Source organism: Streptomyces diastaticus subsp. diastaticus, from assembly GCF_011170125.1.
GTDB lineage: Bacteria > Actinomycetota > Actinomycetes > Streptomycetales > Streptomycetaceae > Streptomyces > Streptomyces diastaticus.
Genome location: NZ_BLLN01000003.1, coordinates 2,076,948 through 2,101,488, shown reverse-complemented (window position 1 = coordinate 2,101,488; position 24,541 = coordinate 2,076,948). Strand labels below are relative to the sequence as shown.

Below are 24,541 nucleotides of genomic sequence, written 5' to 3'. Positions count from 1 at the left end.
ACGAACTGCGGGCAGGTGCCGGTGTCGCAGCGTTCTCGGCGGCCGGTGCGGATCAGCCGGCGGTACGTGCAGCGGCGCGGCGATGGAGGATCACGGCGAGCCGCCGGCGGAAGGACGCTTCGGCAGTGCTGAGACGGAAGACCTGCTCCTTGCCGTCCTTCTTGACGCGGCGGCCGGTGAACAGGGCGGCGGGCGCCGAATTGAACAGGCCCTCCGCGACGCGGAGCGTGGCCTGTTCGGCCTTGTGCTCCCACGCCTCCAGGCCCTGCTCACACCGGTCGAAGTCGTCGCCGGCCTGGCGCAAGCCGGCCAACAGACGCCGCACGATCGGGTCGAGAGCGTGCAGCAGGGTGTCTCCGGGACGCTGGCCCTTGTCCCACGGGATCGGTTCACTGCCCGCGGCCCGGCGCAGGTCCCCCGACAGGTGATTGACCGCCTTGGCCAGGCTCTCCGCCTGGTCGACGACCTCCAGCAGCGCCCCGTAGACGATCCCCTCCGGGTCGAGAGCGGCCACGGGCAGAGGGATCTCGTCGAAGTACATGTCCTCGATGACTGCCGACTGGTTGCCGTAGGCGATCCCGGTCAGCTCGACCCGCAGCGGATACCGGCTGGGCAAGCGCCGGCTGATGGCGCTGAGCTGCCGCACCAGCTGGCTGCTCACCGCCCCGCTGCGAGTGGCGGTCGCCTGCTGGTCCTGGTCGACAGCGTTCACGGCCAGCAGCGCGTCAAGACCACGCCACCCGGCGCGGCCTGCCGTGTGACGGCGGGGACGCGCACTCTTCACCGCAGACCGCGCGGGACCCTTGCCCCGCCGGCCGGCGGGGCTGTCCACCACCCAGGCCGTGTGCGGTTCCGTGTCCGGGCTGACCTCAAGACGGTCGCCGGCCGCGACCAGCACCCGGGTGATGCGCGGCCCCCGGTCGGTGTCCTGAGAGATGAGACGGATCCGGCGGGCCTGCCACGTCCACGCCTCCAGCAGCCCACGCGCCGGTCTACTCTGCCACGCCGGCGTCGCACACGAGAGAGTGTCCTTGACCTCGCCCTGCGTACTACGCCGTTGCCATTGCGGCACATCGTCGGACAGCCCAGCCTGGCCGTACGGGATGTTGAGCAACAGCGTCTCGAAAAGCGTCGACCCCACCGGCATGGTCACGCCGAGCTGACCCAGCGGGCCCGTCGGATTGCCGGTCGTCTTCCCGAACTTCACCATCGGGTCACCGACCGCGCCGGTCTTGATGGCAGCCGTGTCCCAGCAGTGGGTGTGCAGCAGCCACCTGGCCGCCTCAGCGGGCGTCAGCTCCAGAACGTCGCCCTCCGTCCGGGACGAGAACAACGGCACATTGTTCCCGGTGGCCGCCGTCGCCACCAGCAACGCCGACCCCTTGGTCTCCCCCTTTGCCGTCCGCAGGTCAGCCACCTGGCCGAACGGCTCCACCGGATCCAGAAGACCGAACAAGTGCTGGTGCTTGTCCAGGTAATCAGCCAGCACCTGCCGCTGCTCCGGGCTGAAAGCCCCCGCCCGGAACATGTCCATCCACGCCTCGGCGTCCTTCGGGCACCCCAACGCGTCCACCACCAACGGCAGCAGGACCTGCCGGAACACCGCCGGACGCTGCGTGGGCAGGTCCACCACGATGTCAGCGAACTTCTCCGCATGCAGCAGAAGCTCCCGCACACCGAACTCCGCCGGCCCCGCCCCAGGGCCACCCCCGAAACTGGAGCCCCCACCTGCGGAAACAGCTGAAAGCCACCCATCGGATAACAGATTCACCGACGCCCCACCCTTCCCGGGCAATTCCTTACGTCTAGCTCAAACGACAGCAGAGTGGCACACACGACACCCCCATGCGCCCAGAATGAGAAAATCGCTCCGGCCCCGCCCCGGTGGCAGCTCCCAAACGCACCAGCAAGCGAGCGACAGACCACCACCGCGGGGGTGTTCCGTCCTTACGTCTCCACGACGCATCGGCCCCGCGCACGCGGGGAAGCTCCCCCTGGGGGCGGGCCCCGCCCCGCCCCCAGGCACATCCCCTCAGCGCACCGGCCACCTCCGGGCGAGCTCCACCGTCAAACCCAACACATCGTCGTAATGCACACGATGCTCACCCAGCTCACCCCAGCCCAAGCCGTCAAGCACCAACGCCCTCGCATACCGAAGCCGCGGATGGCCGACCCAACCCGGCAACGGCCCCAGCGCCGCCGCAGCCGAGGACGCCGGACCACCAGGCAGCCGCACCGTCCCCGCCAGAACGTCATCGATCAGCTCATCGGCCACATCCCCATTCACCGACAACGCGCGGCCGCTCAACGTACGCACCACCTCCCCCTCGCCCTCCCGCACCACGAGAACCACCTCCTCACCCATCTCACCGTCACGCACCACACCATCCAGACCACCCTCAGCCCCACCAGAAGCCGCAACCGCAACACGGTGCAACCCCGCCAAGGTCACCCCCTCCTTGTCACCCCGCCGAGTCAGCAGAAAAGGAACCGCGCTCTGCGCACGCTCCCGCTGCCGCTCCTCCCACTCCACCCGCGCGGCACCCGCATCCTCCCGCCACCCCGCCGGCACCAACTCCTCACCCCCGTACACAGCCGCCACCAGTCCAGGCACCCCACCCGGAACCTGCCAGACCCCAGCCCCAGACCCAGAACCGCACCCGGGCCCGGGGCGCAGAGCATCAGCCACCACCGCCGCCGTACGCAGCAGCAGATGACGCCCGTAGATCACCTCCGAAGCCCGGATGAAAGCAGGACCACCACCACACACAGAACCGGCATCCGCACCCTCGACCGGCCCACCCCCAAGCCCCGTCAAGAACACCTGCGGCACCACCAGACCAGGCGGCCTCACCCGATCCCCATGCCTGTGCAACCGCCCAATCCGCTGCAACAACAGATCAACCGGAGCCACATCGCTCACCAGCAGATCCACATCCACATCGAACGACTGCTCCGCCAACTGAGTCGCCACCACGACCAACCGATGCGGCCGCCCCTCCCCCACCCCAGGCCCAGACACCCCAAGCAGCCCCAGACACCGCTCCGTACGCTCCGCACGCGCCCCCGCCGCCAGCCGACCATGCAGCAACATCACCTCCCCCACGCCAAACACACCGGCCAACGCAGAGTAAAGCGACTGAGCACGCACCACCGTGTTACGCACGATCAGCGCACAACCCCCGCCCTCAAGCTGCGCCCGCAGCAAATCCACCACCGCCACATCCGCCTCCTGCTGCGCCTGCCGCTCCTGCACACGCGAGGCCCGCGGCCCGGGCACCGGCTCGCTGCAGACAGCCAGCGCAACACTCAGGTCAGGCCGCCACCCCTCACAAGAATCCACCCGCACACACGGCCCCTCCACCGCCGACCAGGCACTTGTCACCGACGGATACCCACCAGGCTCAGGCAGCGCCTCCAACCGCAACTCCTCACGCGACCCAGCACCCGCCACATACGCCTCAACCAGCTCACGACGCTGACCAGGAGGCAACGTCGCCGACAACAGCACCACCGGCACCCCGGCCTGACCCAACCACCGCAGCCCCTCCACCAAAAACTGCGACATATACACATCAGCAGCGTGAACCTCGTCCAGGACGACGACCTTCCCGGCCAGCCCCGCCATCCGCAACATCACATGCCGACTACGAGTCGCCGCCAGCAGCAACTGATCGACCGTCCCCACCACAAACGGACACAGCAAGCCCCGCTTGGCACCCAGAAACCACTCCGCAGGCCCCCCAGCCCCCGAACGCTCCCCCACCCCCCGCCCCTGCTCACCCATCCCATACACGTCCCCCTCACAGCCGAACTCGTCCACACCCGCGAAACCGAACTCGCCTCCCACCCGCTCGCGACCCTCAACGAGCCCCCGCCACTCCTTGTTGAACATCCGCTTCCCGTGAAGCAGCGCCACCTGCGAAGCCAGATCATCACCCCGCCCCAGCGCCTGCAACCACGCACGCACCTGCCCGAACATCGGATCGCTCGTCGCCTGCGTCGGCATGCCCACGAACACCCCGTCAGCCCCGAAACGAGCAGCCAGAATCTCCGCAGCCATCAACGCCGCCTTCGTCTTCCCCTCCCCCATCGGCGCTTCCACCACCAGCAGCCCAGGCCCCTCCATATCCCGCGCCGCCTGCATCACCAGGCGCTGCGAGGGCCGGGCCTCCACCCCGAACCGCTCACGGAACGCCTCCGGCCCAGGTCCCGCCAGCGCCCCCCAGCCGCCCCGCAGCCCCAGCTTCGTCCACGCCGACCCCGCCCTCTCCCGGGCACCCTTCATGCTCACCTGAGACACGTCAGGAAGGCCGGGGAAATACTCCTTGTCGCTGGCGATCCAGTCAGCCATCACGATCAATCCGCTGACATGCAGCTGTACCGCCCTCGCAGGAACAGCCACCGGCTGTACCTCCGCCAACCCTTCGAACCCCAACTCCACAGTCACGCGCTCGAGCAAACCGGCCTGAGCCACCTCCCAGTCCGCACCGCCCTGCAGCTGCCCCCTGCCCTGACGCGGCGGCTGCACCGCATCCTCATCCGGGAACATCCCGTGATGACCAGCAGCAAGCGGCCACACCCACGCAACATGGCACTCCGCCCAGCCCACCCGACGAAGCGCCCGCATCAGCAAATAGGCGCTCGCATGCTCATGCCGCCAGCGCCGCTTTTGGTTCGCCACCGTTGGCCCATGCCACCGCAGCCCCGCCGCCCGCACCGCCCGCGCCCCAGGCTCCCACTGATACTGGAATGCGGGCGTTGCCTTACCAAGGTCGTGGACAGCGCAAAGCCACGCAAACAACCTGCGGCCCCGCCCCGGACCACCGGCCACCTCATCCAGCAGGCCCCGCGTCGAAGGCGCAAGGAAGCTCTCCCACAGCCGCTCAGCCACAGCCCCGGTATCAAGCAGATGCGACAGAAGAAGATTCGTCTGCCCACCGGCACGCTCCGCCGACTTCCCCCACAAGACCCCTAACGGGCCCTCCACCGACTCCAGCGGCACCCCTGCATCCGGCACGCCGGACCACCCTTCGCTCAGCACTCACAACTGCCCGGCACAGTAGAGGACACCACTGACAATTGACGGCGGACGGCCCAAAGACGAACATCCCCCACGGCGGGCGCCCGCACCACGCGGTCACACACCGTGCTCCCTGAACTCCACCACTCGCTGCCCGGCCCACGAACGAAGGGCGACGCACATGAATGAAAATCAGGCACTCTCGTGGTGACCTCCCAGGTCAGCAAGTGTCGGCCCCGCACCCGCGGGGATGCTCCCTCCTGATCCCTCAGCATCCGCGTGTACGCCCCGTCGGCCCCGCACCCGCGGGGATGCTCCCGCGAGGCCCTCGGCCGCGGCGGTGATGGCCATGTCGGCCCCGCACCCGCGGGGATGCTCCGCCCCTGCCAGACAGGGGCCTGGCAGGGGCAGGGTCGGCCCCGCACCCGCGGGGATGCTCCCCGACGGTCGAGGAGCTGAGGCCGAGGCCGCCCGTCGGCCCCGCACCCGCGGGGATGCTCCGGCCAGACCGGTCAGGGTCACGATCACGAGCCCGTCGGCCCCGCACCCGCGGGGATGCTCCGGACGGGGGGCTGTCGCTGCCCGCCGCCGACGCGTCGGCCCCGCACCCGCGGGGATGCTCCCCGGGGGCCACTCATCGGCCGACAGGCCGTAGGGTCGGCCCCGCACCCGCGGGGATGCTCCCCCCAGCTCGCGACTCTCCCCGTACTTCCGCCGGTCGGCCCCGCACCCGCGGGGATGCTCCGTCGCCCGATACTCGCGGGTTGCGCGCGAAATGGTCGGCCCCGCACCCGCGGGGATGCTCCCCCTGGTAGAGGAGGAAGGGCCAGACGCACTCAGTCGGCCCCGCACCCGCGGGGATGCTCCCTGATCGATATCCATGGCGGGGGAGAAGTTCAAGTCGGCCCCGCACCCGCGGGGATGCTCCCCGGTACGGGATCGGCTCGGCGTGGCGGCCGGAGTCGGCCCCGCACCCGCGGGGATGCTCCTCGGCCGCCGGATTTTTTGGGGGGTCGGGTGTGGTCGGCCCCGCACCCGCGGGGATGCTCCCGCTCCGCCGCCTCGGCCCACGCGGCCGGAGCCGTCGGCCCCGCACCCGCGGGGATGCTCCCACGAAGACCCCGGCCGCGAACACTCCCGCGAAGTCGGCCCCGCACCCGCGGGGATGCTCCCAGGTGGACCAGCACGCCAAGGTCCTCCGGCTGGTCGGCCCCGCACCCGCGGGGATGCTCCGAGGACGCGGCACCCGAAGAGCTGGTCCTCATCGTCGGCTCCGCACCCGCGGGGATGCTCCCTGTCCGAGGCGCGCCAGATGGTGCTGCGCTACGTCGGCCCCGCACCCGCGGGGATGCTCCGCCCCACGGACCAGCGGTCGCGGCCTCGGCGCGGTCGGCCCCGCACCCGCGGGGATGCTCCGCCCTCGGATACCTCGTCGCCGCCCCGCCGGCGGTCGGCCCCGCACCCGCGGGGATGCTCCCGTGGCGCACGCCCGCGCCCTGGCCCTCCTCGAGCCGGCCCCGCACCCGCGGGGATGCTCCTCTGTTCCCCTCGGTAGGGGATCAGGGCGGGGAGTCGGCCCCGCACCCGCGGGGATGCTCCGCCCCGGAGGTGAGAGTCCGGGGCCTGTCGCTCGTCGGCCCCGCACCCGCGGGGATGCTCCGCCTTTGCCGACGCCGACACCTCTCTCCGGCTCGTCGGCCCCGCACCCGCGGGGATGCTCCCCGGCGCGCCGCCCTCCCCGCGTGATCACCACGGTCGGCCCCGCACCCGCGGGGATGCTCCCGCGGCGGAGTGGCCGGCGGGGCGTCCCGCGGCGTCGGCCCCGCACCCGCGGGGATGCTCCGGTGGCCGGGTCCGTCGACTACGGCCTCTCCATGTCGGCCCCGCACCCGCGGGGATGCTCCTTCCGAGGAGGGGCACGCCGTGGCGCAACAGGTGTCGGCCCCGCACCCGCGGGGATGCTCCCCCGGCCGCCGCCGGCGAGAATCACCTCGCCATGTCGGCCCCCGGGCGCCTCCTCGGCATCCGTACGCCCCCTACCGCCCCAGCCCGGCCCGACGCACCATGGCTCTCCCGGCGCAGCGCTGGACCAAGGGGAGGGGCGGCAATGAACGTCCGTCGTGTGGAGCGCAAGCGCTGCAACAGGGCTCTGGGCGGGTGTGCAGTCAGACGTGCGGCTGGTCATGCGTCGCCCCGCTGCCCACCGCGCCGGTAGCCTCACCGTATGAGTAGGCCGCCAGAGATCACCCGCACCGAGTGCCGGCAGTGCGGTACCGAGATCTACGGGGTGAACGGCCGCTACTCCTGCACCGTGTGCGGCTGGGTCAACCCCTGGTACGAGGGGCACGGCGAGCTGCCCACTGCCAAGGACGACCCTGACTACCCGCGTCGTAGAAACGCCCGCTGAGTTACAGCAGGCCGAGGTCCGTGTCCGGTCGGCACATGCTGCACGCCTCCACGTCGACGAGGGCCTGCCGGGCCTGCTCGGTGTCGAGCGGCCGGACGCGGGACCCGGCGACCGGGCAGCCACCCACGTGGACGGCGGCGGGCGGGCCCGTGCCGATGCCGAGCTGGACCACGTAGGCGGGTGGCGGCGGGCGCACCTCGGCGCCGCGCCGGGTCTCGGCCTCCCGCTGCTCGGCTGTCGCGATCGCCTTGTCGATCCGGGCCAGCCACATCGCGTGCCACGTCCGCAGCACGTGCAGGCGCGGCAGGTCGGCGGGCAGATCGGACATGTGTTCGAGTCTAGGTATGTTGGTGTCGGCGGCGTGCGCCACCCCCCTGCTTGACTTCGAAACGCCGCCTTCCTTCCCCTCTCCCATCAATCCGCCCGGCCTGGTACCGGGGCCGCATCGCCTGCATGGAAATCTCGCTCGCCACGGTCATCGCCCTGGCACTCTGCGGTCGGCGGGCCCACTGGGTACTGGGCGCGCGGCAGTTGCCCACCGAGGCACATGCGTGGGTGTGGACCGAGGACGACGCATTCGGGCTGTCCGGCCGCGACCGCCCGGACCCCCGCCGCCCCTGGCCCGGCGCCCTCGCCGCACCTCCCGTGCCGAAAGGGTGACGCACATGAACGAAAATGAGGCATCCTCGCGGTAACCTCCCAGGTCAGCAAGTGTCGGCCCCGCACGCGCGGGGATGCTCCCTCGAGGAGTACGCCAACCGCATCTGACCCAACGTCGGCCCCGCACGCGCGGGGATGCTCCATGAAGTTGCTCGCGGCGATCTCAAAAAGGGGAAGTCGGCCCCGCACGCGCGGGGATGCTCCTTCATCAGCTCGTGCCTTGCGGTTGTCGTCCCAGTCGGCCCCGCACGCGCGGGGATGCTCCGCTGGCCGTCCTGGTCCCGGTCGTGCTCGTCCTGTCGGCCCCGCACGCGCGGGGATGCTCCGATCGCGGGCATTTGAGTCCCTCTCGTCTTGGAGTCGGCCCCGCACGCGCGGGGATGCTCCCTGGCCGACGCCCTCTACGGCGACCCCGCCAAGGTCGGCCCCGCACGCGCGGGGATGCTCCGTTGACCAGGTCGGGGCACTCGGGCTCGGGCGCGTCGGCCCCGCACGCGCGGGGATGCTCCCTCGTCTTCGGTGAGGATGCGGGGGCGCCGCTGGTCGGCCCCGCACGCGCGGGGATGCTCCGGCACCTGACGGGCCGTGCACGGTCATTCGGTTGTTGGCCCCGCACGCGCGGGGATGCTCTCTCCACGGCATGTCTTCGGAGGGCTGTCAGACGCAAGGTCGGCCCCGCACGCGCGGGGATGCTCCGAGGCCGGCCACGGTCCGATCGAGTGGACCGAGGTCGGCCCCGCACGCGCGGGGATGCTCCCTACGCGGACGGCATCTCGGTGCCGTGCGGTCGGCCCCGCACCCGCGGGGATGCTCTCTCCACGGCCTGAACGCGATCGTCGAATCCGCCCTCGCCGACCCAGACGACTTCTGTGCGTTGTCGGAGGCGTACCGCCGCTCCCGGTACCGGATCGAGGTCGTCGCGTCGCGACGCCCGAGGTGTTAAGCCAGCTGGGTATCATCGATCGCTTCCTCACCGAGGCCTCCGTCGGCGCGGGCGGACGGTTCGTGACCTGGGCGAACCACGACTCATGCGCGAAGGACATGCTCACGACGCTCGCCGTCATCGAGGCCGAGTAGCTCGCCGACGGCGTCACCGTGGTGTCCCGCGACGGCACGGTGCTGGACGACAACGAGCTCGTCGACGGCGCGTGGCGGCGCCGGCCCGCTGCCGACAAGGCGGTCGCCCGAGGCCGCTCGCGCACCTGGACGGCCCGGGAGACAGCCGTGTTCCAGCAGGAGATAGCCCGTGCCGAGGTGGGCGTGCACCGCGACGTGCCGAGCGAGGACGAGCGCCTGGCCGTCGTAATCGACGGAGCACAGCACACACGGCGGCGGTGGCGAAGGCTGGTCACCGCCCGCCACGACGCCCTGCGTACTTCGCCGTGACGGGGCTGGCCCTGGGCGTCCTGTTCGCCCAGGGCCAGCTCAGCCGATTACGGACCGTGCGAAGGCGACCGTGCCGGCGAAGGCGCCCCCGGCGGCCAGTACGGCGACAGCCCATGCGTTCCCAGCCAGCACTGTCAGTACGCCAGCAGCCACGGCGATCTGCGTGCCCAGCATCATGATGACCGCGGCCCGCACCGTCATCAGCGGCTCCTGCGACCGGTCGGACGGCGCACTCACGACAGCTCCTGAAGGTGCTCGCGCCTGCGCCACTCTTTGCCGAGCCGGTGCAGCTTGCGTCGGGCCCGCTCTCCTTGTGCCTCATCCTGCTGCACGAGGTCCGATGCTTTGGGCCACGTCATGCGGTGGCTCTCCGACCAGACACGGACCAGGGCCTGTTCCTGCTCGTTGAGCCGGCCTGCCACGTAGCGCACCGGAGCGGTCTCGAACCGCTGGGCCCAGGGAACGAGGCGGGGGATCACCAGATCCTCCGGCCCGGGCACGGTGTCCGGCTGCTCCCAGCCCTCCGGGATGTAACCGACCGGGACGCCGCGGATCTGGTGGTCGCGTTCAAGGTCGCAGCCCTGGCGGGCGTACCGGACCAGGACCCTGCGCACCGACTGGTCGTCGGTGAGGTCGGCTTCCTGCTCCCACGCGCGTTCGAACATCGCCACAGCCAGGGCCTGGCAGTGGTCCTCCAGCACCGGCCACAGACGCAGGCAGCTGCGCAGGAAGTCCTTCATGGGCTCCGTGTCGCCCTTCATGTACGCGTCGAAGGCGTAGCGGGCTTCGGCAAGGACCGATGGCCGTAGCCGCTTCGCCCAGTCGGCGACGGACCGGACCCCGGCGAAGAGGTCGGCCATATGGCCACCGATGAGGTCCGACATCGAAGGCAGCGAGCGCAAGAGCTCCTGCATCATCCGCGGTACTTCCACCTGAACGGCGAAGTATGGTGCGAGCGTTTCTGCCATTGTCGCCAGGCCGGGCAGAGGGGGAAGCAGAGCCGGGAGACCTTCCAGCACCGGGGACAGGTCGAAGTGCGGCTGACGAACGAATTCACCGAGACCGAACAGTGGCTGAAAGGCCTCGGCCATCGATGACAGAGCGGCCGGTCCCACCACGCCCGCAAGGCTCCTGACCTGCGGCTCGATCGCAGACAAGACCGCCTTGGCCGGGTTGAGTCCGTCCAGCAGCCTCAGGGTGTTCGCGACGGAGGGCAGTACGGAGTTCACGGGCTCGGACAGCGAGAGGATCTGGGGCCGCACGTCCGCCAGCGCCGGCAGAGAGGCATTGTGGGCCCCCAGCCCGTCGAGCAGCGACTGGCCGACCACCTCTCCGATGTTGGGTAGCCGGGGAACGGCCAGCTCGATGCCGGCGAGAGCCGGGGTGAGGCTGAAGTTCGCCCGCGAGGTGAACTCGCTGAGCATCGTGCTGAGACCGATCAGCGGTTGGAAGGAGTCGCTGACGCCAGACCAGAAGGCGGCCGTGTCCACGACGTCAGCCAGGCCCCCCGAGTGCAGGACGGCGTCGTCAAGCAGCGAGAAGGCGCCATGATCCAGATCGGGCCTGCCCATGGCCAGGCCGGTCCCGTCCACCGGTGCTGCAAGCCCGGCGTCGCTCAGTTCGTCGAGTGCCACGTTCTCGGACGAGCGGCATCCTTCCACTGAGGGAACGAGCAGCGCTCCAGTTACCTCGGAGGGTTCTGCAGCATTCCGCTGAGCGGTATCCGCAGGTGCCGGATCCGGTGTTGAAGCCGCAGGCATCTCGGGCCTCCTTTGTTGCTTGGGTAAGTCTGTTCACCTACCTGCGGCGGGAGAGAGCTGATCCGGCACTCATTTTTCCGACACCTGCTGTGATTCACGCCACATTCCGCTGTCTGGTGACGCTTCCCTTTCACCAGCCCAGCATCCACCGCTCGAAGGGCTGGCCGTCCTGACACCGCATCGCTCCACGTGGCAGGGTCGCTTGTGATCACGAACAGTCGGGATACGGGGGCCTCCGTGGACACGCGGATGTGGAACGGACTGGTTGGCGTCGCGAAGGAGACGTACACCGCGTCACTGGGCGAGGGGGTCGTGCCGCGCCCGCTGATGATGCCGCTGGTGCGCGGCGAGCTGGTCGGGCTGATCTGGGCGCGCCCGCTCAAGGTCGGCCAGGACGCGCTCGCCGGGATCGCGGAACTCGCGAACATCGCCGCAGCGGCCGGCGCGGACGAGGTCGTCCTCGCCTGGGAGACCCACGATGTCGCCACCGCCTGTGAGCTGCCGATCGTCGGCCCGGCGCCGTGCCTGAACATGGTGGTCGCCACCCGCGACGGGCACGTCCTGTACCAGTTCCCGTACACCGAGCAGCTCTTGTCCCGCAGTACCGAGGGCTGGGCGTCGGTCGCCCCCGACTGGAGGCCGGCCCCCGCGCCGCAGCCCGGCGGTGAACTGGTGCCGCCCATCCAGACCGCGGTGAACTTCTCCTACACCCCGATCGAGCTGGATCACCCCGATCCGTTCGGCGTCACCGTCGTGCTGATGGAAGAGGACGGCTACCGCATCAGCCTGACCGAAGCGTTCGCCCGCTGACCCCGTGGCTCGCGACTTCGACGACGCGCCCCGCCGGATCGGGGACGCGAACGAACTGGTCCTCGCCCGCCAACGGGGCCACCGTGCGCGCACGGTGGCGCCACCTCGTCCAGGCCCGCCGAGGCCGCTGACGGGCGCGGAGGCCGGAACGGCGCCGAGCACCGGTCCCGGCACTCCGCAAGAAGTGCCGCCGGTGGCCCCGGGAGGATGCCGGTCCGGTCCGTTGAGCCTCGGCACGGCAACAGAGGGCGCGGGGGGACGTTCCTGCGGGTCAGGGGGTCAGGTCGAGAACCCGCACCTGAGATCCCTCCCAGCGGCGGGCCGCGGTGGTGGCGACAACCGCGCCGTCGGGTCGCTCGGGGGTGGGCTGCGCTGCGTAGCGACTGTGGGCGACCGCCCAGCCCTCTTCCCTGGCCACCGCCAGTACGGCGGGCAGGTCCAGGTCCACGACCGTGATGCCGGGCAGGGCAGCGAGGTGCTCCGCGGTCCCGGGCCTTGTCCGGTCTGCTTCCACCAAGGCGCAGGCCGGGGCGTAGAGGAACCAGTCGGCCTCGGCGTGCGCCCGGTGGATCAGCCGGGAGGCCAGGACGTTGCCCTGTCCGGCAGCGGCCATCGCCGTCTCGTCCAGGACGATGTGCACCGCTGCACTCACCGGGCGGCCGCCTGCGCCAGGCGCCGGTCCAGTTCCCCGTCCAGCTCCTGTTGTTCGGTGGTGCTCGGCGCGTAGCCGGTCCACCTCTCCAGCGCGGCCCGGGCCTGCTCCGCCCGCTCGGCGCGTTCCTCCGGCGTCAGCAGCGTCTCAGCCAGCCGGGACAGATAGGCCCGCAAGGACAGGCCCTCGGCGGCGGCGATGGTCGCCAGCCGCTCCTTGGCCGCCTCTGGGATGCGTACGTTCGCGTCGGACACGTCTACTCCTCCTCCAGGGGTACGGGTACGTACCCGTACCCTACGGGAGATCTTCTGCGTCTGTGGGCCCCGGCTCGTCCGTGACCGCCAGCCGCTGAGGTCGCGTACATCGCGCTCTCTGAAGACGATCCCCGCCATTCGCTGCCCGACGCACGAACGAGGGGTGACGCACATGAATGAAAATGAGGCACCCTCGCGGTAACCTCCCAGGTCAGCAAGTGTCGGCCCCGCACCCGCGGGGATGCTCCCGAGCGCCAGGAGCACGAGCCACGACACACACCGTCGGCCCCGCACCCGCGGGGATGCTCCGACTGAGGGGGCTCAGGTTGAGCGCGACCATCCGTCGGCCCCGCACCCGCGGGGATGCTCCGGTTAGCCCCCGGCGGGACAGCAAAAAGCCCCCGTCGGCCCCGCACCCGCGGGGATGCTCCGCATCGTGGCGCGGGCGCCCTGGCCGCTGAGGTGTCGGCCCCGCACCCGCGGGGATGCTCCTGCTCGATCCGGGCCAGCGGCAGGCGCAGGGCTGTCGGCTCCGCACCCGCGGGGATGCTCCGCTCGGGACGATGCACGGTGCGATCTACGTGTGGTCGGCCCCGCACCCGCGGGGATGCTCCGTCGGGGCGGCGCGCGTCGGCCACCCACACCACGTCGGCCCCGCACCCGCGGGGATGCTCCTGCACTGCGCGGCGAGGACACCTGGTTCCCCCCGGTCGGCCCCGCACCCGCGGGGATGCTCCCGAGCGCATCACCGGCGGTACCGCCTGGTACCAGTCGGCCCCGCACCCGCGGGGATGCTCCGTGACCGCCCGGCAAGTCACTACCTCGCCGGTCGTCGGCCCCGCACCCGCGGGGATGCTCCCCCGGCTGCGGTGCCGGCTCCTTCATCAGCCAGGTCGGCCCCGCACCCGCGGGGATGCTCCGGCCGCTGCGGTGGCGAGGAGTCCCAGCACTTCGTCGGCCCCGCACCCGCGGGGATGCTCCGAACGTGGCTCCGGATAACGTGGCTCCGGAGGTGGCGACGCCCAGGTCGTCGGCCCCGCACCCGCGGGGATGCTCCCTGCCGTTCTAAGCCCAAGCCCAGCTCGTCGGCCCCGCACCCGCGGGGATGCTCCGAACGGACTCCTCCAGCACCACGACCACGCGTCGTCGGCCCCGCACCCGCGGGGATGCTCCGCGCCGCCGGCACCTGTCCCGGCCCTGTTCTCGTATAGCTACGGCCAACGGACATGTAGCGCTGCGTGACGCTCCGGTCCGGGTTCGCTGTGAAGGTCGGCGGTACAGCGGGATGACGGGTCGTCAGAGTGGTGCCGCAGTAAATGCCGGATTTACTGCGGTAGAGCCCCTACGGTGATCTTCACGACCTGCGGCGGACTACCCAGCGACCACAGGCGAGGTGTACGCATTTACTGCGGCAGTGCCGGAAGGGCGGGGCGGGCATGACGATCGAACCGGTGACCGAAATCGGGAGCGGGGGCGCGCTCCACCTGCCGCGCACCCGGGTCGTGCCCCTGTCCGCCCCGCCCGCCTCGTACACCGCGGCGGTCGAGCGGTACCTCACCGGCGCGGGCATCGCGAAGTCCTCGGCACGGATCTATCGGATCTCGCTGACGACGTGGGGGTGGATGCTCGCCGGCGAACCGGCGCCGACCGGACTTGCCCGCCGGGGCGCGAAGCCGCCCGTCTTCCCCGTCGCCGCGATCGACGATCCGGCGCTGCCCAAGGCACTGGCCGAACTGGCGGCAGCACGGGCGGACGAGATGGACGCCGATACCGTCAACCGCGAACTTTCCATCGCGCGCAAGGCGATCGGCTGGTGGCAGCGCCAGGGCTGGATCGTCGGCGACCCGACGATCGGCATCGAGCGGCGGCCCGCGCCGCCCGACCGCACCAAGGCCCTGGCCGAGAACCAGATCGTCGCACTGTGGCGCCTGGACGTCGCCCTGCGGGAGAAGACGCTGTGGAAGATGCTCTATGAGTCGGCGGCGCGGGCCGATGAGGTGCTGTGCCTGAACGTGGAGGACCTGTACCCGCAGGACAAGCGCGGCAGGATCACCGCCAAGGGCGGTGCCACGGAATGGATCCACTGGCAGTCCGGCACCGCCCAGCTCCTGCCCCGGCTCATCGCCCGCCGCACCCGCGGCCCGCTGTTCCTCACCGACCGCAAGGCCCCGGCCGGAACGCCGACACTCGACGTCTGCCCCGAAACCGGACGGGCCCGGCTCTCCTACCGCCGCGCCGAGGAGATCTTCGAGGAGAACACCCGGCTACTGGCCAACCCGCTCGCCTCCCCCGAGGACATCGAGGACCTGGAGGGCTGGACCCTGCACCGGCTGCGGCACTCCGCGCTCACGCATGACGCCGAGGGCGGCACCTCCACCCCGATGCTGCTGGCCCGGTCCCGCCATGCCTCCGTACGCTCCCTGGATCGGTACGCCCGCCCAGGCGTCGACGCGGTCGCCCGACACGTCGCCGAACGCGACCCCGCCGCCCGCCGCCGTCTATAAACCTCCAGAGCACACCTGCGGACTACTGGGTCGTATTACGCGATGGTGTCGGCAAGCCTTGCTCCAGGCTTCGCCGGCTTTCGGGCCAGGAGGTACGCCTGCTGACCTTGCCGGGGCTTCTCCTGCTCGTTCGGCTCGCGGATCAGCCGGGCATCCACCATCAGCCCGGTCTGATTCAGCAGCTCGGCGATGCGGTCGGGAGAGACCCAGTAGACGTCGAGAGACAGCTCATGCCCGTATGCGTTCTCCAGGTGTCGGAGCCTGTCACCGGCCTTGAAGCCGATCAGCACATGGCCGCCTGGGGCCAGCACGCGGTGGAACTCTGCGAACACGACCGGCAGCAACTCCGGAGGGGTGTGCACGATCGAGTACCAGGCGATGACTCCGCCAAGACTGCCGTCAGCCAGGTCCAGGTCGGTCATCGACCCTTCGTCGAATCGCAGGTCCGGATGCCGGCGCCGGGCAACCGCAACCGTCTTCGGGGACAGGTCGATGCCGAACGCGGTCACCCCAAGGGACTGAAGGTGTGCTGTCACGTGGCCGGGCCCGCAGCCGAGGTCAGCGACCGGCCCGGCGTCGAGGGCTCGCGTGAGTTCGGCGAACGTACTTATCATCGCGCGGCCGTACAGGTCGTCCTCGAACGCGGGGGGCACGAGCTCGGCGTAGTTTTCGGCAACGGTGTCGTAGGCCACGCGGGTGGCATTCAGGTAGGTCGGTTCAGTCATAGCTGAGGACACTAGCGCCCGCCTGTTCTTGTCAGTTGTCCTTCACCGAGCGCTGACCACCGTCACGTAGGGACCTCCGCAGATTCAGCCCGTGGGAGGCGCGGGCCGGGCACCCCCGCAACCCGGGTGGTCAGGTCCAGGTCGAGGCGGCTGTTCATGTCGAGCTCGAACCGGCCGTAGGGGTTCACGTGCGTCCAGAACAGCGGGGACAGCGCCCGCCGGTCGGCGTCGGTGAGGGTGTCGGCCCACTTCGGATCGGCGAGGACCTGCTGCATCAGCAGCGTGTTGACGTGGACCAAAGCGGACTGGAGCAGGTGCAGCGCGAGCATGGACACCTCCTGGGATTCCTTGTCCTGCCCGGCCAGGTCGCCGTCCTTGCCATAGAAGAGGTCCTTGTTCGCGCTGTTCCAGTTCTCCACGACCTGGAGGCCCTCGTGGATTTCCTGCCGCAGCTCGACATCGGCGAGGTAGTCGCAGACGAACGCCGTGCGCACCGCCCGGCCCAGTTCCTCGATCGCCTGGTAGGTGGGGTGCTTGGGGCCGCCGCGGGTGAAGCGGCGCAGGACCTGCTCGGCCTCGGCGGTGCCCAGGCGGAGCGCGGTGGTGTACTTCACGATCTGGTCGTACTGCTGGCGGATCAGGTCCCAGTTGATCGTCTTGGTGGACAGCACCGGGGCGAGGTTCGGCCAGTTGTCGTCCTCCCCGGCGGCCGGCCGGTACAGCCGCGCGGAGCCGATGTTCTTCAGCCTCGGCATCAGCTTGAAGTCGAGCATGTGGGCGAAGGCGAAGCCGACGATGGACGCGCCATGGGTGTCGGTGTACTGCCGGTCCACCTCCATGTCGGTGCAGTGCCGCAGCACGCCCTCGATCATCGAGGCGACCTCGGAGGCCGAGCAGGACTTGAGCTGGGAGTAGATGCACACCGACTTCCGCTCGACGGTCGGGTAGCCGGGGCCCATTGCTGGGACCCCGGCCCCCTCAGAACCGGGCGAGCGGCTTTCACCGCACCACGGCTCAAGCAGGTCACGGGGACCGCTTCGCATCGAGTGCTTCTGTCGCGTGATGCTGCTGGTGGCACTGCGAGTGCAGGAGGACGAGGTTCTTCAGCTCGTTGCCGCCGCCGTGCTGGCGGTGCACGACGTGGTGCACGTTCAGCGTCCGGCGGACCGAGTCGAACCAGGACACCCAGTCGTGGATGTTATCCGGCTCGAATTCGGCTCCTTCGACGAGGTCGAGGCCGCACCGGGCGCATCGGCCGCGCTGACGGACGGCCAGGGTCTGGATGAACCTGTTCTCCAGCCCCAGCTTGGTCCGCCTGGCCGCGCGCTCGGTCCAGTAGTCCGTCAGAGCCGGGTCGTCCTTGGAATGGGTTCCAAGGACCGGCACGTGACGGACGATCCTGGTCATCGCGGCGGGCTTGACGTACGCCGAACCCTCACCGAAGATCCAGCGGTTGTCACTCCCGGGAATCCGCTTGTCCCAGTACCGGGCCGCGATCCACTGTCTTCCCTTCCGCCGATGCTGTCTGCTCGCCCACTGCCAGAGCTGGCCGAACACGGTCCGATCGACTTCCTTGAAGGCCCTCTTCGAGCTCCAGGGGCGGTAATACGCAGTCCATCCCCGGAGAAACGAGCTGAGCTCGCGGACCAGCCGGTCCGCAGGCTTCCCCCGATTCGACCGGACAACGTCCCGGATACGCCCCTTGGCCTTCCTCACCGCGTCCTTGCTCGGCGTCACGAGCGTGTACCCGTTGGCGTACGTCCGGACGGTGCACCCGAGGAAGTCGAAGCCATCGGTGAGGTGTCGGACCGAAGTCTTCTCCTCGTTGAAGGCCAGACCTCTGGGGGCGAACCATTCCTTCAGCCGCCGGTACGCCTCGTGCGCGTCCTTCTCAGTGTGGCAGATGACCACGAAGTCGTCCGCGTACCGCACAAGGGCCGGGGACCCGTCTTTGAGTACTCGGGAGTTCCCGTGTCTTCTCCAGGAGACCCCGGCTGCTTCTTCCATTCCGTGCAGAGCAATGTTCAGCAGGAGCGGGCTGATCACCCCTCCTTGCGGGGTGCCTTCCACCGTCGGTGCGAAGGCGCCCCTGTCCATCACTCCGGCCTTCAGCCAGCCCTCGACGGCGTCCCTGGCGGGGAAGCCTGCGAGCGATCGCATCAGGTGCGCGTGGTCGATCCGGTCGAACGCCGCCGACAAGTCGGCGTCCAGCACCCATCTCCGCTGGCTGGCGGGCTTGCCCACCACCTGGAAGATGGCCGCCAGTGCGTCGTGACATCCCCGGCCGGGGCGGAAGCCGTAGCTTCGCGCCTCGAATCGCGCCTCCCATTCAGGTTCCAGGGCGTTCTTCACCCTGGCCTGGTGGACCCGGTCCCGGATGACCGGGATGCCGAGAGGGCGCGTCTTTCCATTCGCCTTCGGAATCTGCACTCGTTTCACCGGTCGTGGGCGGGCAGCGCCGTCCCGCAGGAGCATGCGGGCCAGTCGGCCCCGCTCCTTGGGGCCGAGCGCCGTCTCCCCGTCCACGCCGGCGGTCTTCCGCCCCCGGCTCACCTGGGTCACCCGGCGCACGCTCAGGAGCGTGTTCGCGGCCGATCGCATCATGAGCTTCTGGAGGTTTCGGACCTTCTTCATGTCGCCAGCTTGAGCGGCCTTGAAGATCCTCCGACGCAGCCTCGTTACGTCGCGGTCGACCCGGCCCCAGTCGATCTGGTGCCAGGCTTCCGCATCGTCGGCAGTTTCGTTCCAGAAGGACAACTGCCCGGTGCTTTGGTCCACTTGCCCTCCCTGTCTAACGTGCGCTGCCGTTTACTCGGTGCTTCGCTTGTCTCTTCAAAGACCCACCTGGTCCGCTTGGGCGTCCTTTCGGACCCGGGCATCAGCCCGGTATCCGCCGGGTTATAGCCGGAGGGCGGAGCCCCTGTGTCCGGCCTTTCCCCGTGCCTTTCGGCGTGGCGGCGTTCGCTTCTCGGACCATCCTTTGCCCGCAGAGGAGTTGAGCCTTCGTTGCCTTCGGCCTACCCCGAGGGGGACCTCTACGGGGTTTCCCTGTTCCGCACACACGAGATGCGCCCGGGGTGGATGCCCTCTCTGACCCGGGAGCCGCGGTGACCTACTCCGGCTTTGACAGCCAGCTCGGAGTCGCGTCGGGTTCTCACCCGGTAGCTCCTGGACCGCCTCGACTGCTTCCACTGAGGCGGGTGATCTTTACGAGTCCTCATCAAGGGTTCACTTGTGTTCATCCGTCCGGGCTTTCCCCTGACCCGTGCCGATTCAGTGGTCGTCTCGGCCTTCGGTCTGCTGGCCAGGCTTCGCACCGAGGAATTGCTCCCTCCGCACGCTGGCTGGGGAATCGACCAGATGGTCACAGGTCGAAAATGCTGGTATCTCCTTCCCGGCATTTGCTCGAAATGTGCGGCTTTCAGGTCGCACTGCCAGTAGATCATCACGCCCGGGCCGCGGTAGCGCTGGTGCCACTCGGTCATCAGGTTGCTGGACCAGGCGCCGAACTTGCGGCTGTCGGAGGCGCACGCGGTGCCGGTGCCCCACCACATCTCATCTCGGACGGCGAAGGTGGTGTTCACCAGCTTCCGCAATGCCGCGCGCATGTTGGCGCGGTTGACGAACAGGTGCCGCACCCGCCGCAGGGTGGCCTCGCTCTCGCCGTGTTTGCCGGTCACCGCGACCCGCTTGATCCCCATGTTCGTGCCCAGCCTGAACAGCACCAGCAGCAGGCGGCGGCGCAGCACATCCTTCGACAGCATCTCTCGGGTGGCGACCGAGGTGAACTCGGCGATGAAGTCCGTGTCGAACTCGGCGTACTTCAGGATGTCCAGCAGGTCGATGTGCCCCAGCGTCGCTCGATCTCGCCCTTGATGGCCACCAGGCTCTCCGGCTCCTCCTGCTTGCCGCGCGGGGAGACCCTGATCCACGGCTCGCCGTGCTTCTTGACGATCACTACCCCGCCCGTCGTGCCCTCCGCGAGAGCCTGCTCGAAACGGTCCAGCGACGTGCGGAGCTTGCCTTGCAGGGCGGCGATGAACTCCCCGGCACCCTGCGGCTGGCCCAGCGCGGCGTAGTGCACGTCCCGGTTGTCCTCGAAGTCCGCCGGCAGGTCGTCCTCCGGGTTACGCCACCGGTTCGCCCCCACCACCCAGATCTCCCGCCGCCGCACCGCGTCCCGTGGCGCCACCAGCACACACGGCTCGTACGGAATCCGCTCGACCCGCCCCTTCGCGTCCACCGCCGCCGCCCGCCACGGCTCGGGCACCACCCCTGCTATCGGCCCCCTCTCCGCCGGATCGAAGAACGCGCCCTCCTTCAGCGGCTGCTCCAGGTAGCGCTGGAGCAAGTCGATCGCGTCCATCACCGGTCGGAAGGCGGTGTTGTTGCACTTCAGCTCCAGCGCGCCCAGCAGCGGCGAGAGCATCCGGCGCCAGCGCGCCGAGTACGACGACCGCAGCACCGTACGGATCCTCGCCTTGTAGCGGGCCTCGTTCGCCGCGGCCTCCGCCGCCAGTGCCTTCAGCGTCTTCTCCCCGCCGACCACCGGATAGATCACCCGCCGCACCGTGCCGGACGGCTCGGACAAAGCCGCCTCCGCGACCCGCAGCAGCATCCCCTCCTTGCCCCGGACCTTCTTCAGCTCGGCGTTCAGCTCCTTGTCGACCTTCCGCTCCGCCCGAGTGTTGATCTTCAGCACGAGCTGGATGAACAGGTCCACCAGCGAGTCGGTGATCTCCATCTGCCGCACATGGCACAGCGCGGCCAGCAGCGTCAGGCGCCGCGGCGGCTTCATCCGCTCCATGTTCGCCGGGTACTCCTTCGACGCCCGCGCCCGCCACGCGTCCACCAGCTTCTCCGACACGTCGGCGAACAAGTCCGCAGGTCACTCCAGCCGCCGCACCCGGTTCAGCTTGTTCACCTCCGCCAGCAGGCTCTCCAGTCCCGGCGTCCCCGGGTCGGTCTTCAGCTCAGCGAAGTGGGACCGCCCGCCGCCCGACAGCGCACCCTCACCGTCCGCTCCCGCGCCCATCTCGTCCGCGCTGCCGGCGACCAGGTCCTCCAGGCGCGAGCGTGTCGCGTGCGAGATCCGCTCCACCCTGCTGCGGCAGAACTGGGCCTCGAAGTCCGTGACCGCCTTGCCCACCAGCCGCCCGACCCGCCCCGGGGCTGGCGGTTCGAGCGGTCGTTACGGCACCGGGCCACCACCGCCGCCGCCAGCCGCTCCCGCACCACCACCGCGAACAGCTCGAGCACTACCAGCAGTTCAACCGCGACCACGCCCGGCTGAGAGCGCCGGGTGAGCGAGCCTTCGCGCAGCTGAAGTCCTGGCGAGTCCTCCGGCGAGCCAGAAGCTCCACCCGCCGCATCGGCACCATCGTCCAGGCCGTCCACACCCTACTGACCTGCAACTATTCAGGATGAAAGAGGCTCACTGAGCCTCTTTCATCCTGCGCTGGAGGGTGAAGTGGAATGGTCAGCGGGTGTGGTGACGAGACAAGGCCCCTTGTCGTTGGCGTGGTGATCTCACTCATCACACCGGCGACCGAAGGAGCCCTGTTGGTTCCGTATCCTGCCATGCTCGACGTCCCGCACGAGCTGGTTGAGCATGTGGCCTGGCTGCTGTACGAGCACCGCCAGGCCCGCAACACCCGCTGGCGCAAGCTCGGCTGCTTCAAGCAGGCACTGCTCGCGCTGGTCCATCTGCGGAAGGGCGAGACGTTCTCGCAGCTCGGAGCGGGTTTCGGGATATCCAGGCCATCGCCTGGCGGCACGTCGACGAGGCCTTGGCAGAACCTCCGGTAGAGGGAGTCCGGGGTTCCGAGGGCGGTGTAGATCCATGCGAATCGTCGGCTACCGCCCGCGGAGCAGAGGAGTGCCGTCACCTGCGTGGTGTCGGCCCGCGGGCTCAAGCAAGGGCGGCGGCCAGCAGGGTGAAGGCGGCGATGATGACGACGACGCGGATGTAGTGGAAGCGGTCCCAGCGGTTCTTCTGCTCCTTCCAGTCCTCGGGCCGGTTCTCGGGGGTCCACGTCTTGCCCCGGTTGTTGATCGGGACGAGCAGCAAGAGCGACATGATCACGCTCGAGATCAGCAGCGCGGCGGCGGTGACGACCAGGCCGGCGCCGGGGCGGTGCCATCCGGCGACGGCCCAGACGGCGGCGAGGACGAGCGAGGTGATGTACCAGACCGGCATCAGGGCGCCGAGCATCCGCGCCCCGTGGGCGCGGCCGAGCACGCCGCTACCCTCGGGGAGTCCGTTGAGGATCGGGTTGATGACGAAAGCGACGGAGAACTCCACCCCCACCATCAGGCCGACGACCACGGTGGTGAACACCTCGAGTGCGTTGAGCATGACACCCCTCCAGAGATCTAGCACTGCTAGCTGATGAGGCAACGCTAGATCTGCTGCCGCTCGATTGTCTAGCGGCGCTAGAATCTCATCATGTCGGTACAGGAACGCAAGGAGCGCGAACGGGCGGCCCGCGAGCACCTCATCGTGGCCACGGCCCGCGAACTCGCCGAGCAGCAGGGCTGGGACGCGGTCACCACCCGCCGGCTCGCCGAGCGCATCGAATACAGCCAGCCCGTCCTCTACAGCCATTTCCGCGGCAAGCGCGAAATCATCGGCGCCGTCGCCCTCGAGGGCGCCGCCGAGATGAGCGCGGCGCTGCGGGCCGCGGCCTCCGCCGCGGACGGCCCTCGCACCCGGGTCACCGCCCTCGCCCGCGCCTACCTCGAGTTCGCCGAGCGCAACCCGGCGGTCTACGACGCCATGTTCCAGCTCGACGGCGGCCTGGCGTTCGCGCACGAGGACACCCCGAAGCCGCTGAAGGACGCCTTCGACGCCCTGCTGGAAAGCCTCGGCGAGGTCGCCGGGGACGGCGTCCACCCGGCACTGTTCACCGAGGTGTTCTGGGCGGCCCTGCACGGACTGGCCACCTTGACCCGGGCGGAACGGCTGCCGCCGGCGGACACCGAGCGGAGGGTGGAGCTGCTGGTGGACCGGCTCGCCATGGTCTGACACGCCGTCCCGGCGTGCACGCAGCCGGGGTCCTCGGGCCCCGCTGCCTACCTGCGGCATCGCTTCCGGTCACTCGCGCCCACACGGCGCAGCCGCAGATCGCAGGGACCCCGCGCCCCAGACGGGGACCCAGGTCCATCGCCACCCCCTGTTCCGCGTACCTGCCGAAAACGGCCGTGACAGGTACCGCGAGAACCGGAGCAGGAAAATGAGATCGAACCCCACGTACGAGGCAAGCGCCGCCGCTCAGCGCGCGAGGCAATGAGAATCCGACAGCACGAACGAGAAGCAGTGAAAATCCGACAGGCTCAGTGCGACAGGACAAGTGGAGACTCAGCCGGACGAGTCGAACGACAAGTTGATGACAAATCACTTGGACAACGACATCTCTATTCGGAACCTACAGTTCACAGAACTCGGCGGATCGTCCAGTCGGCGCGGGACCACTCGCCGCTGGACCGACGCAGTCTCCCCCGGGGTTCTCGGGTTGGGAGCGTGCACCATCTGGCCGTTGCCGATGTAGAGGCCGACGTGGCCCCAGTTGCCGTCGGCGTTGAAGACGATGAGGTCGCCGGGCCTCAGGTCCGCGCGACCGACCGCCTTGCCCGCGCTGCGCATGGCCTGGGAGGTGCGCGGCAGGGTGATGCCGGCGCCCTGGTGGTAGGCGCAGACGAGCAGGCCGGAGCAGTCGAACCCGCCGCCGGTCGGGCCGTGGATGTCGCCGCCTCCCCAGACGTACTTGGTGCCGCGTTCGGCCAGGGCCAGCTTGATGACCTTTCCGGCTGTGCCGCCGGCGGTGGCTTCCCTGTCGAGGGGTGTGACGGCGAGCTGGTCGTACTGGCGGATGTGGCCGAGGACGTCGTCCGCGTACTGGCCGGAGGCGTTGTACCGCAGGATCGCGCGTCGGGCCTGTCCTTCGTCGCGGAGGTCGTTGGCGCCCGTCCCGCACAGGTAGAGGGCCGTGGCCAGGGCGTCGTCGAAGGCGTTGTTGGATCCTTCTTCCCGTCGTCGTTGCCGTCGGCGCCGCTGGGCCCGGCCCAGGTGGAGGGGATGAACTGCATGGGCCCGACGGCCCGGTCGTATGTCGCGTCGCCGTCGTAGCGGCCCCCGTCGGTGTCGTAGAAGGCCGTGATGTTGCCGCCCACGCCGCTGCCGTCGAGCCGGGGGCCGAGGATGCGGGGGGTGATCGTGCCGTCCGGCTTGATGGTCCGGCCGCCGGCGTGGTTGCTCTCCACCTTTCCGATCCCGGCGATGACCGACCATCGCAGTCCTTTGCACTGGGGGCGCTGTTTCGCGCCGCGTTCGGCAGCTCGGCCGTAGGCAGAGAGCATGA

The 24,541-nt window shown here is 69.7% G+C and carries 21 protein-coding genes, 3 pseudogenes and 3 CRISPR repeat arrays; of the genes and pseudogenes, 9 read left to right on the top strand and 15 right to left on the bottom strand.

The features are described 5' to 3' along the window. Positions 1-52 precede the first annotated feature (52 nt). A complete protein-coding gene (gene casA, locus Sdia_RS17240; protein WP_229831667.1) occupies positions 53-1,771 on the bottom strand; it encodes a type I-E CRISPR-associated protein Cse1/CasA in 1,719 nt (572 codons plus the stop codon). A 261-nt stretch (positions 1,772-2,032) separates the two neighbouring features. Then, positions 2,033-4,990 carry a CRISPR-associated helicase Cas3' gene (gene cas3, locus Sdia_RS17235; RefSeq protein WP_308435970.1) on the bottom strand — a complete coding sequence of 986 codons (2,958 nt, stop codon included), beginning with the start codon at positions 4,988-4,990 and terminating at the stop codon, positions 2,033-2,035. 262 nt (positions 4,991-5,252) lie between these two features. Further along, positions 5,253-6,988: a CRISPR direct-repeat array (repeat unit 28 nt; unit sequence GTCGGCCCCGCACCCGCGGGGATGCTCC). A 259-nt stretch (positions 6,989-7,247) separates the two neighbouring features. On the opposite strand from cas3, the gene Sdia_RS17230 reads away from it, so the two are divergent. Beyond that, complete coding sequence (locus Sdia_RS17230; RefSeq protein ID WP_075988009.1) at positions 7,248-7,430, top strand: hypothetical protein; 183 nt, start codon at positions 7,248-7,250, stop codon at positions 7,428-7,430. 1 nt (position 7,431) lies between these two features. Here Sdia_RS17230 and Sdia_RS17225 read toward each other — a convergent pair whose 3' ends face one another. Continuing rightward, entirely contained in the window at positions 7,432-7,758 is a 327-nt protein-coding gene (locus Sdia_RS17225) for a DUF6233 domain-containing protein (RefSeq protein WP_075987985.1), read from the bottom strand. Between the two features lie 50 nt (positions 7,759-7,808). Here Sdia_RS17225 and Sdia_RS17220 point away from each other — a divergent pair, with 50 nt between their 5' ends. The 3 genes from Sdia_RS17220 (at position 7,809) to Sdia_RS29780 (ending at position 9,476) form a co-directional block, all read left to right on the top strand. Further along, a complete protein-coding gene (locus Sdia_RS17220) occupies positions 7,809-8,090 on the top strand; it encodes a lasso peptide biosynthesis B2 protein (RefSeq protein ID WP_262417695.1) in 282 nt (93 codons plus the stop codon). A 52-nt stretch (positions 8,091-8,142) separates the two neighbouring features. After that, positions 8,143-8,904: a CRISPR direct-repeat array (repeat unit 28 nt). 122 nt (positions 8,905-9,026) lie between these two features. Beyond that, positions 9,027-9,167, top strand: a complete 141-nt coding sequence (locus Sdia_RS29785; protein ID WP_223123486.1) for a DEAD/DEAH box helicase family protein — start codon at positions 9,027-9,029, stop codon at positions 9,165-9,167. Positions 9,168-9,185: 18 nt separating this feature from the next. Beyond that, positions 9,186-9,476, top strand: a complete 291-nt coding sequence (locus tag Sdia_RS29780) for a hypothetical protein (protein ID WP_223123485.1) — start codon at positions 9,186-9,188, stop codon at positions 9,474-9,476. 39 nt (positions 9,477-9,515) lie between these two features. On the opposite strand, the gene Sdia_RS17210 is transcribed toward Sdia_RS29780, so the two are convergent. Next, on the bottom strand, positions 9,516-9,713 hold the full coding sequence (locus tag Sdia_RS17210; RefSeq protein ID WP_189500902.1) for a hypothetical protein: 198 nt from the start codon (positions 9,711-9,713) through the stop codon (positions 9,516-9,518). Next, on the bottom strand, positions 9,710-11,110 hold the full coding sequence (locus tag Sdia_RS17205) for a hypothetical protein (protein ID WP_229831666.1): 1,401 nt from the start codon (positions 11,108-11,110) through the stop codon (positions 9,710-9,712). Before Sdia_RS17205 ends, Sdia_RS17210 begins: the two co-directional genes overlap by 4 nt. A 375-nt stretch (positions 11,111-11,485) precedes the next feature. Between Sdia_RS17205 and Sdia_RS17200 the strand changes: the two genes are divergently transcribed. After that, positions 11,486-12,046 (top strand): hypothetical protein, encoded by a 561-nt coding sequence (locus tag Sdia_RS17200; protein ID WP_189500923.1) that lies wholly within the window; start codon positions 11,486-11,488, stop codon positions 12,044-12,046. Between the two features lie 271 nt (positions 12,047-12,317). On the opposite strand, the gene Sdia_RS17195 is transcribed toward Sdia_RS17200, so the two are convergent. After that, a complete protein-coding gene (locus Sdia_RS17195) occupies positions 12,318-12,698 on the bottom strand; it encodes a PIN domain-containing protein (protein ID WP_189500898.1) in 381 nt (126 codons plus the stop codon). Then, positions 12,695-12,952: a hypothetical protein gene (locus Sdia_RS17190; protein ID WP_189500896.1), complete on the bottom strand. Its 258-nt coding sequence runs from the start codon at positions 12,950-12,952 to the stop codon at positions 12,695-12,697. Before Sdia_RS17190 ends, Sdia_RS17195 begins: the two co-directional genes overlap by 4 nt. A 220-nt stretch (positions 12,953-13,172) precedes the next feature. Next, positions 13,173-14,125: direct repeats of the CRISPR family, unit length 28 nt; unit sequence GTCGGCCCCGCACCCGCGGGGATGCTCC. Between the two features lie 278 nt (positions 14,126-14,403). Between Sdia_RS17190 and Sdia_RS30220 the strand changes: the two genes are divergently transcribed. Beyond that, complete coding sequence (locus tag Sdia_RS30220; protein WP_229831665.1) at positions 14,404-15,456, top strand: tyrosine-type recombinase/integrase; 1,053 nt, start codon at positions 14,404-14,406, stop codon at positions 15,454-15,456. A 35-nt stretch (positions 15,457-15,491) separates the two neighbouring features. Here the strand turns inward: Sdia_RS30220 and Sdia_RS17175 are convergent, their stop codons facing one another. From Sdia_RS17175 to Sdia_RS17150, 6 genes and pseudogenes are all read right to left on the bottom strand, one after another. Beyond that, positions 15,492-16,181 (bottom strand): class I SAM-dependent methyltransferase, encoded by a 690-nt coding sequence (locus Sdia_RS17175; protein ID WP_189500894.1) that lies wholly within the window; start codon positions 16,179-16,181, stop codon positions 15,492-15,494. A gap of 62 nt (positions 16,182-16,243) precedes the next feature. After that, positions 16,244-17,128: pseudogene (locus tag Sdia_RS17170) on the bottom strand (Tn3 family transposase); the annotation flags it as partial. A 76-nt stretch (positions 17,129-17,204) separates the two neighbouring features. Then, the gene (gene ltrA, locus Sdia_RS17165) at positions 17,205-18,959 is read right to left on the bottom strand and encodes a group II intron reverse transcriptase/maturase (protein ID WP_189500892.1); all 1,755 of its coding nucleotides are present in this window, start codon (positions 18,957-18,959) and stop codon (positions 17,205-17,207) included. 257 nt (positions 18,960-19,216) lie between these two features. Next, entirely contained in the window at positions 19,217-20,113 is an 897-nt protein-coding gene (locus Sdia_RS17160; protein WP_189500890.1) for a Tn3 family transposase, read from the bottom strand. Further along, on the bottom strand, positions 20,005-21,060 hold the full coding sequence (locus tag Sdia_RS17155) for a hypothetical protein (protein ID WP_189500889.1): 1,056 nt from the start codon (positions 21,058-21,060) through the stop codon (positions 20,005-20,007). Before Sdia_RS17155 ends, Sdia_RS17160 begins: the two co-directional genes overlap by 109 nt. A gap of 9 nt (positions 21,061-21,069) precedes the next feature. Beyond that, positions 21,070-21,330 (bottom strand): hypothetical protein, encoded by a 261-nt coding sequence (locus tag Sdia_RS17150; RefSeq protein ID WP_189500887.1) that lies wholly within the window; start codon positions 21,328-21,330, stop codon positions 21,070-21,072. A gap of 83 nt (positions 21,331-21,413) precedes the next feature. On the opposite strand from Sdia_RS17150, the pseudogene Sdia_RS17145 reads away from it, so the two are divergent. Next, positions 21,414-21,608 (top strand): annotated as a pseudogene (locus tag Sdia_RS17145) (transposase family protein); the annotation flags it as partial. A gap of 93 nt (positions 21,609-21,701) precedes the next feature. Continuing rightward, a pseudogene (locus Sdia_RS17140) lies at positions 21,702-21,973 on the top strand (helix-turn-helix domain-containing protein); the annotation flags it as partial. A 119-nt stretch (positions 21,974-22,092) separates the two neighbouring features. On the opposite strand, the gene Sdia_RS17135 reads toward Sdia_RS17140, so the two are convergent. Beyond that, positions 22,093-22,539 carry an anthrone oxygenase family protein gene (locus Sdia_RS17135; RefSeq protein ID WP_185392577.1) on the bottom strand — a complete coding sequence of 149 codons (447 nt, stop codon included), beginning with the start codon at positions 22,537-22,539 and terminating at the stop codon, positions 22,093-22,095. A 90-nt stretch (positions 22,540-22,629) separates the two neighbouring features. On the opposite strand from Sdia_RS17135, the gene Sdia_RS17130 reads away from it, so the two are divergent. Continuing rightward, complete coding sequence (locus tag Sdia_RS17130) at positions 22,630-23,208, top strand: TetR/AcrR family transcriptional regulator (protein WP_185392579.1); 579 nt, start codon at positions 22,630-22,632, stop codon at positions 23,206-23,208. A 369-nt stretch (positions 23,209-23,577) separates the two neighbouring features. On the opposite strand, the gene Sdia_RS17125 is transcribed toward Sdia_RS17130, so the two are convergent. Next, the gene (locus tag Sdia_RS17125; RefSeq protein WP_185392581.1) at positions 23,578-24,471 is read right to left on the bottom strand and encodes a C40 family peptidase; all 894 of its coding nucleotides are present in this window, start codon (positions 24,469-24,471) and stop codon (positions 23,578-23,580) included. Positions 24,472-24,541 lie beyond the last annotated feature (70 nt).

What these genes read in the sequence shown, in the direction of transcription:
- Sdia_RS17230 (WP_075988009.1), top strand. Translation starts at nt 7,248, where the DNA reads ATGAGTAGGCCGCCAGAGATCACCCGCACCGAGTGCCGGCAGTGCGGT.
- Sdia_RS17225 (WP_075987985.1), bottom strand. Translation starts at nt 7,758, where the DNA reads ATGTCCGATCTGCCCGCCGACCTGCCGCGCCTGCACGTGCTGCGGACG.
- Sdia_RS17200 (WP_189500923.1), top strand. Translation starts at nt 11,486, where the DNA reads ATGTGGAACGGACTGGTTGGCGTCGCGAAGGAGACGTACACCGCGTCA.
- Sdia_RS17175 (WP_189500894.1), bottom strand. Translation starts at nt 16,181, where the DNA reads ATGACTGAACCGACCTACCTGAATGCCACCCGCGTGGCCTACGACACC.
- Sdia_RS17135 (WP_185392577.1), bottom strand. Translation starts at nt 22,539, where the DNA reads ATGCTCAACGCACTCGAGGTGTTCACCACCGTGGTCGTCGGCCTGATG.
- Sdia_RS17130 (WP_185392579.1), top strand. Translation starts at nt 22,630, where the DNA reads ATGTCGGTACAGGAACGCAAGGAGCGCGAACGGGCGGCCCGCGAGCAC.
- Sdia_RS17125 (WP_185392581.1), bottom strand. Translation starts at nt 24,471, where the DNA reads ATGGTCGGTCATCGCCGGGATCGGAAAGGTGGAGAGCAACCACGCCGG.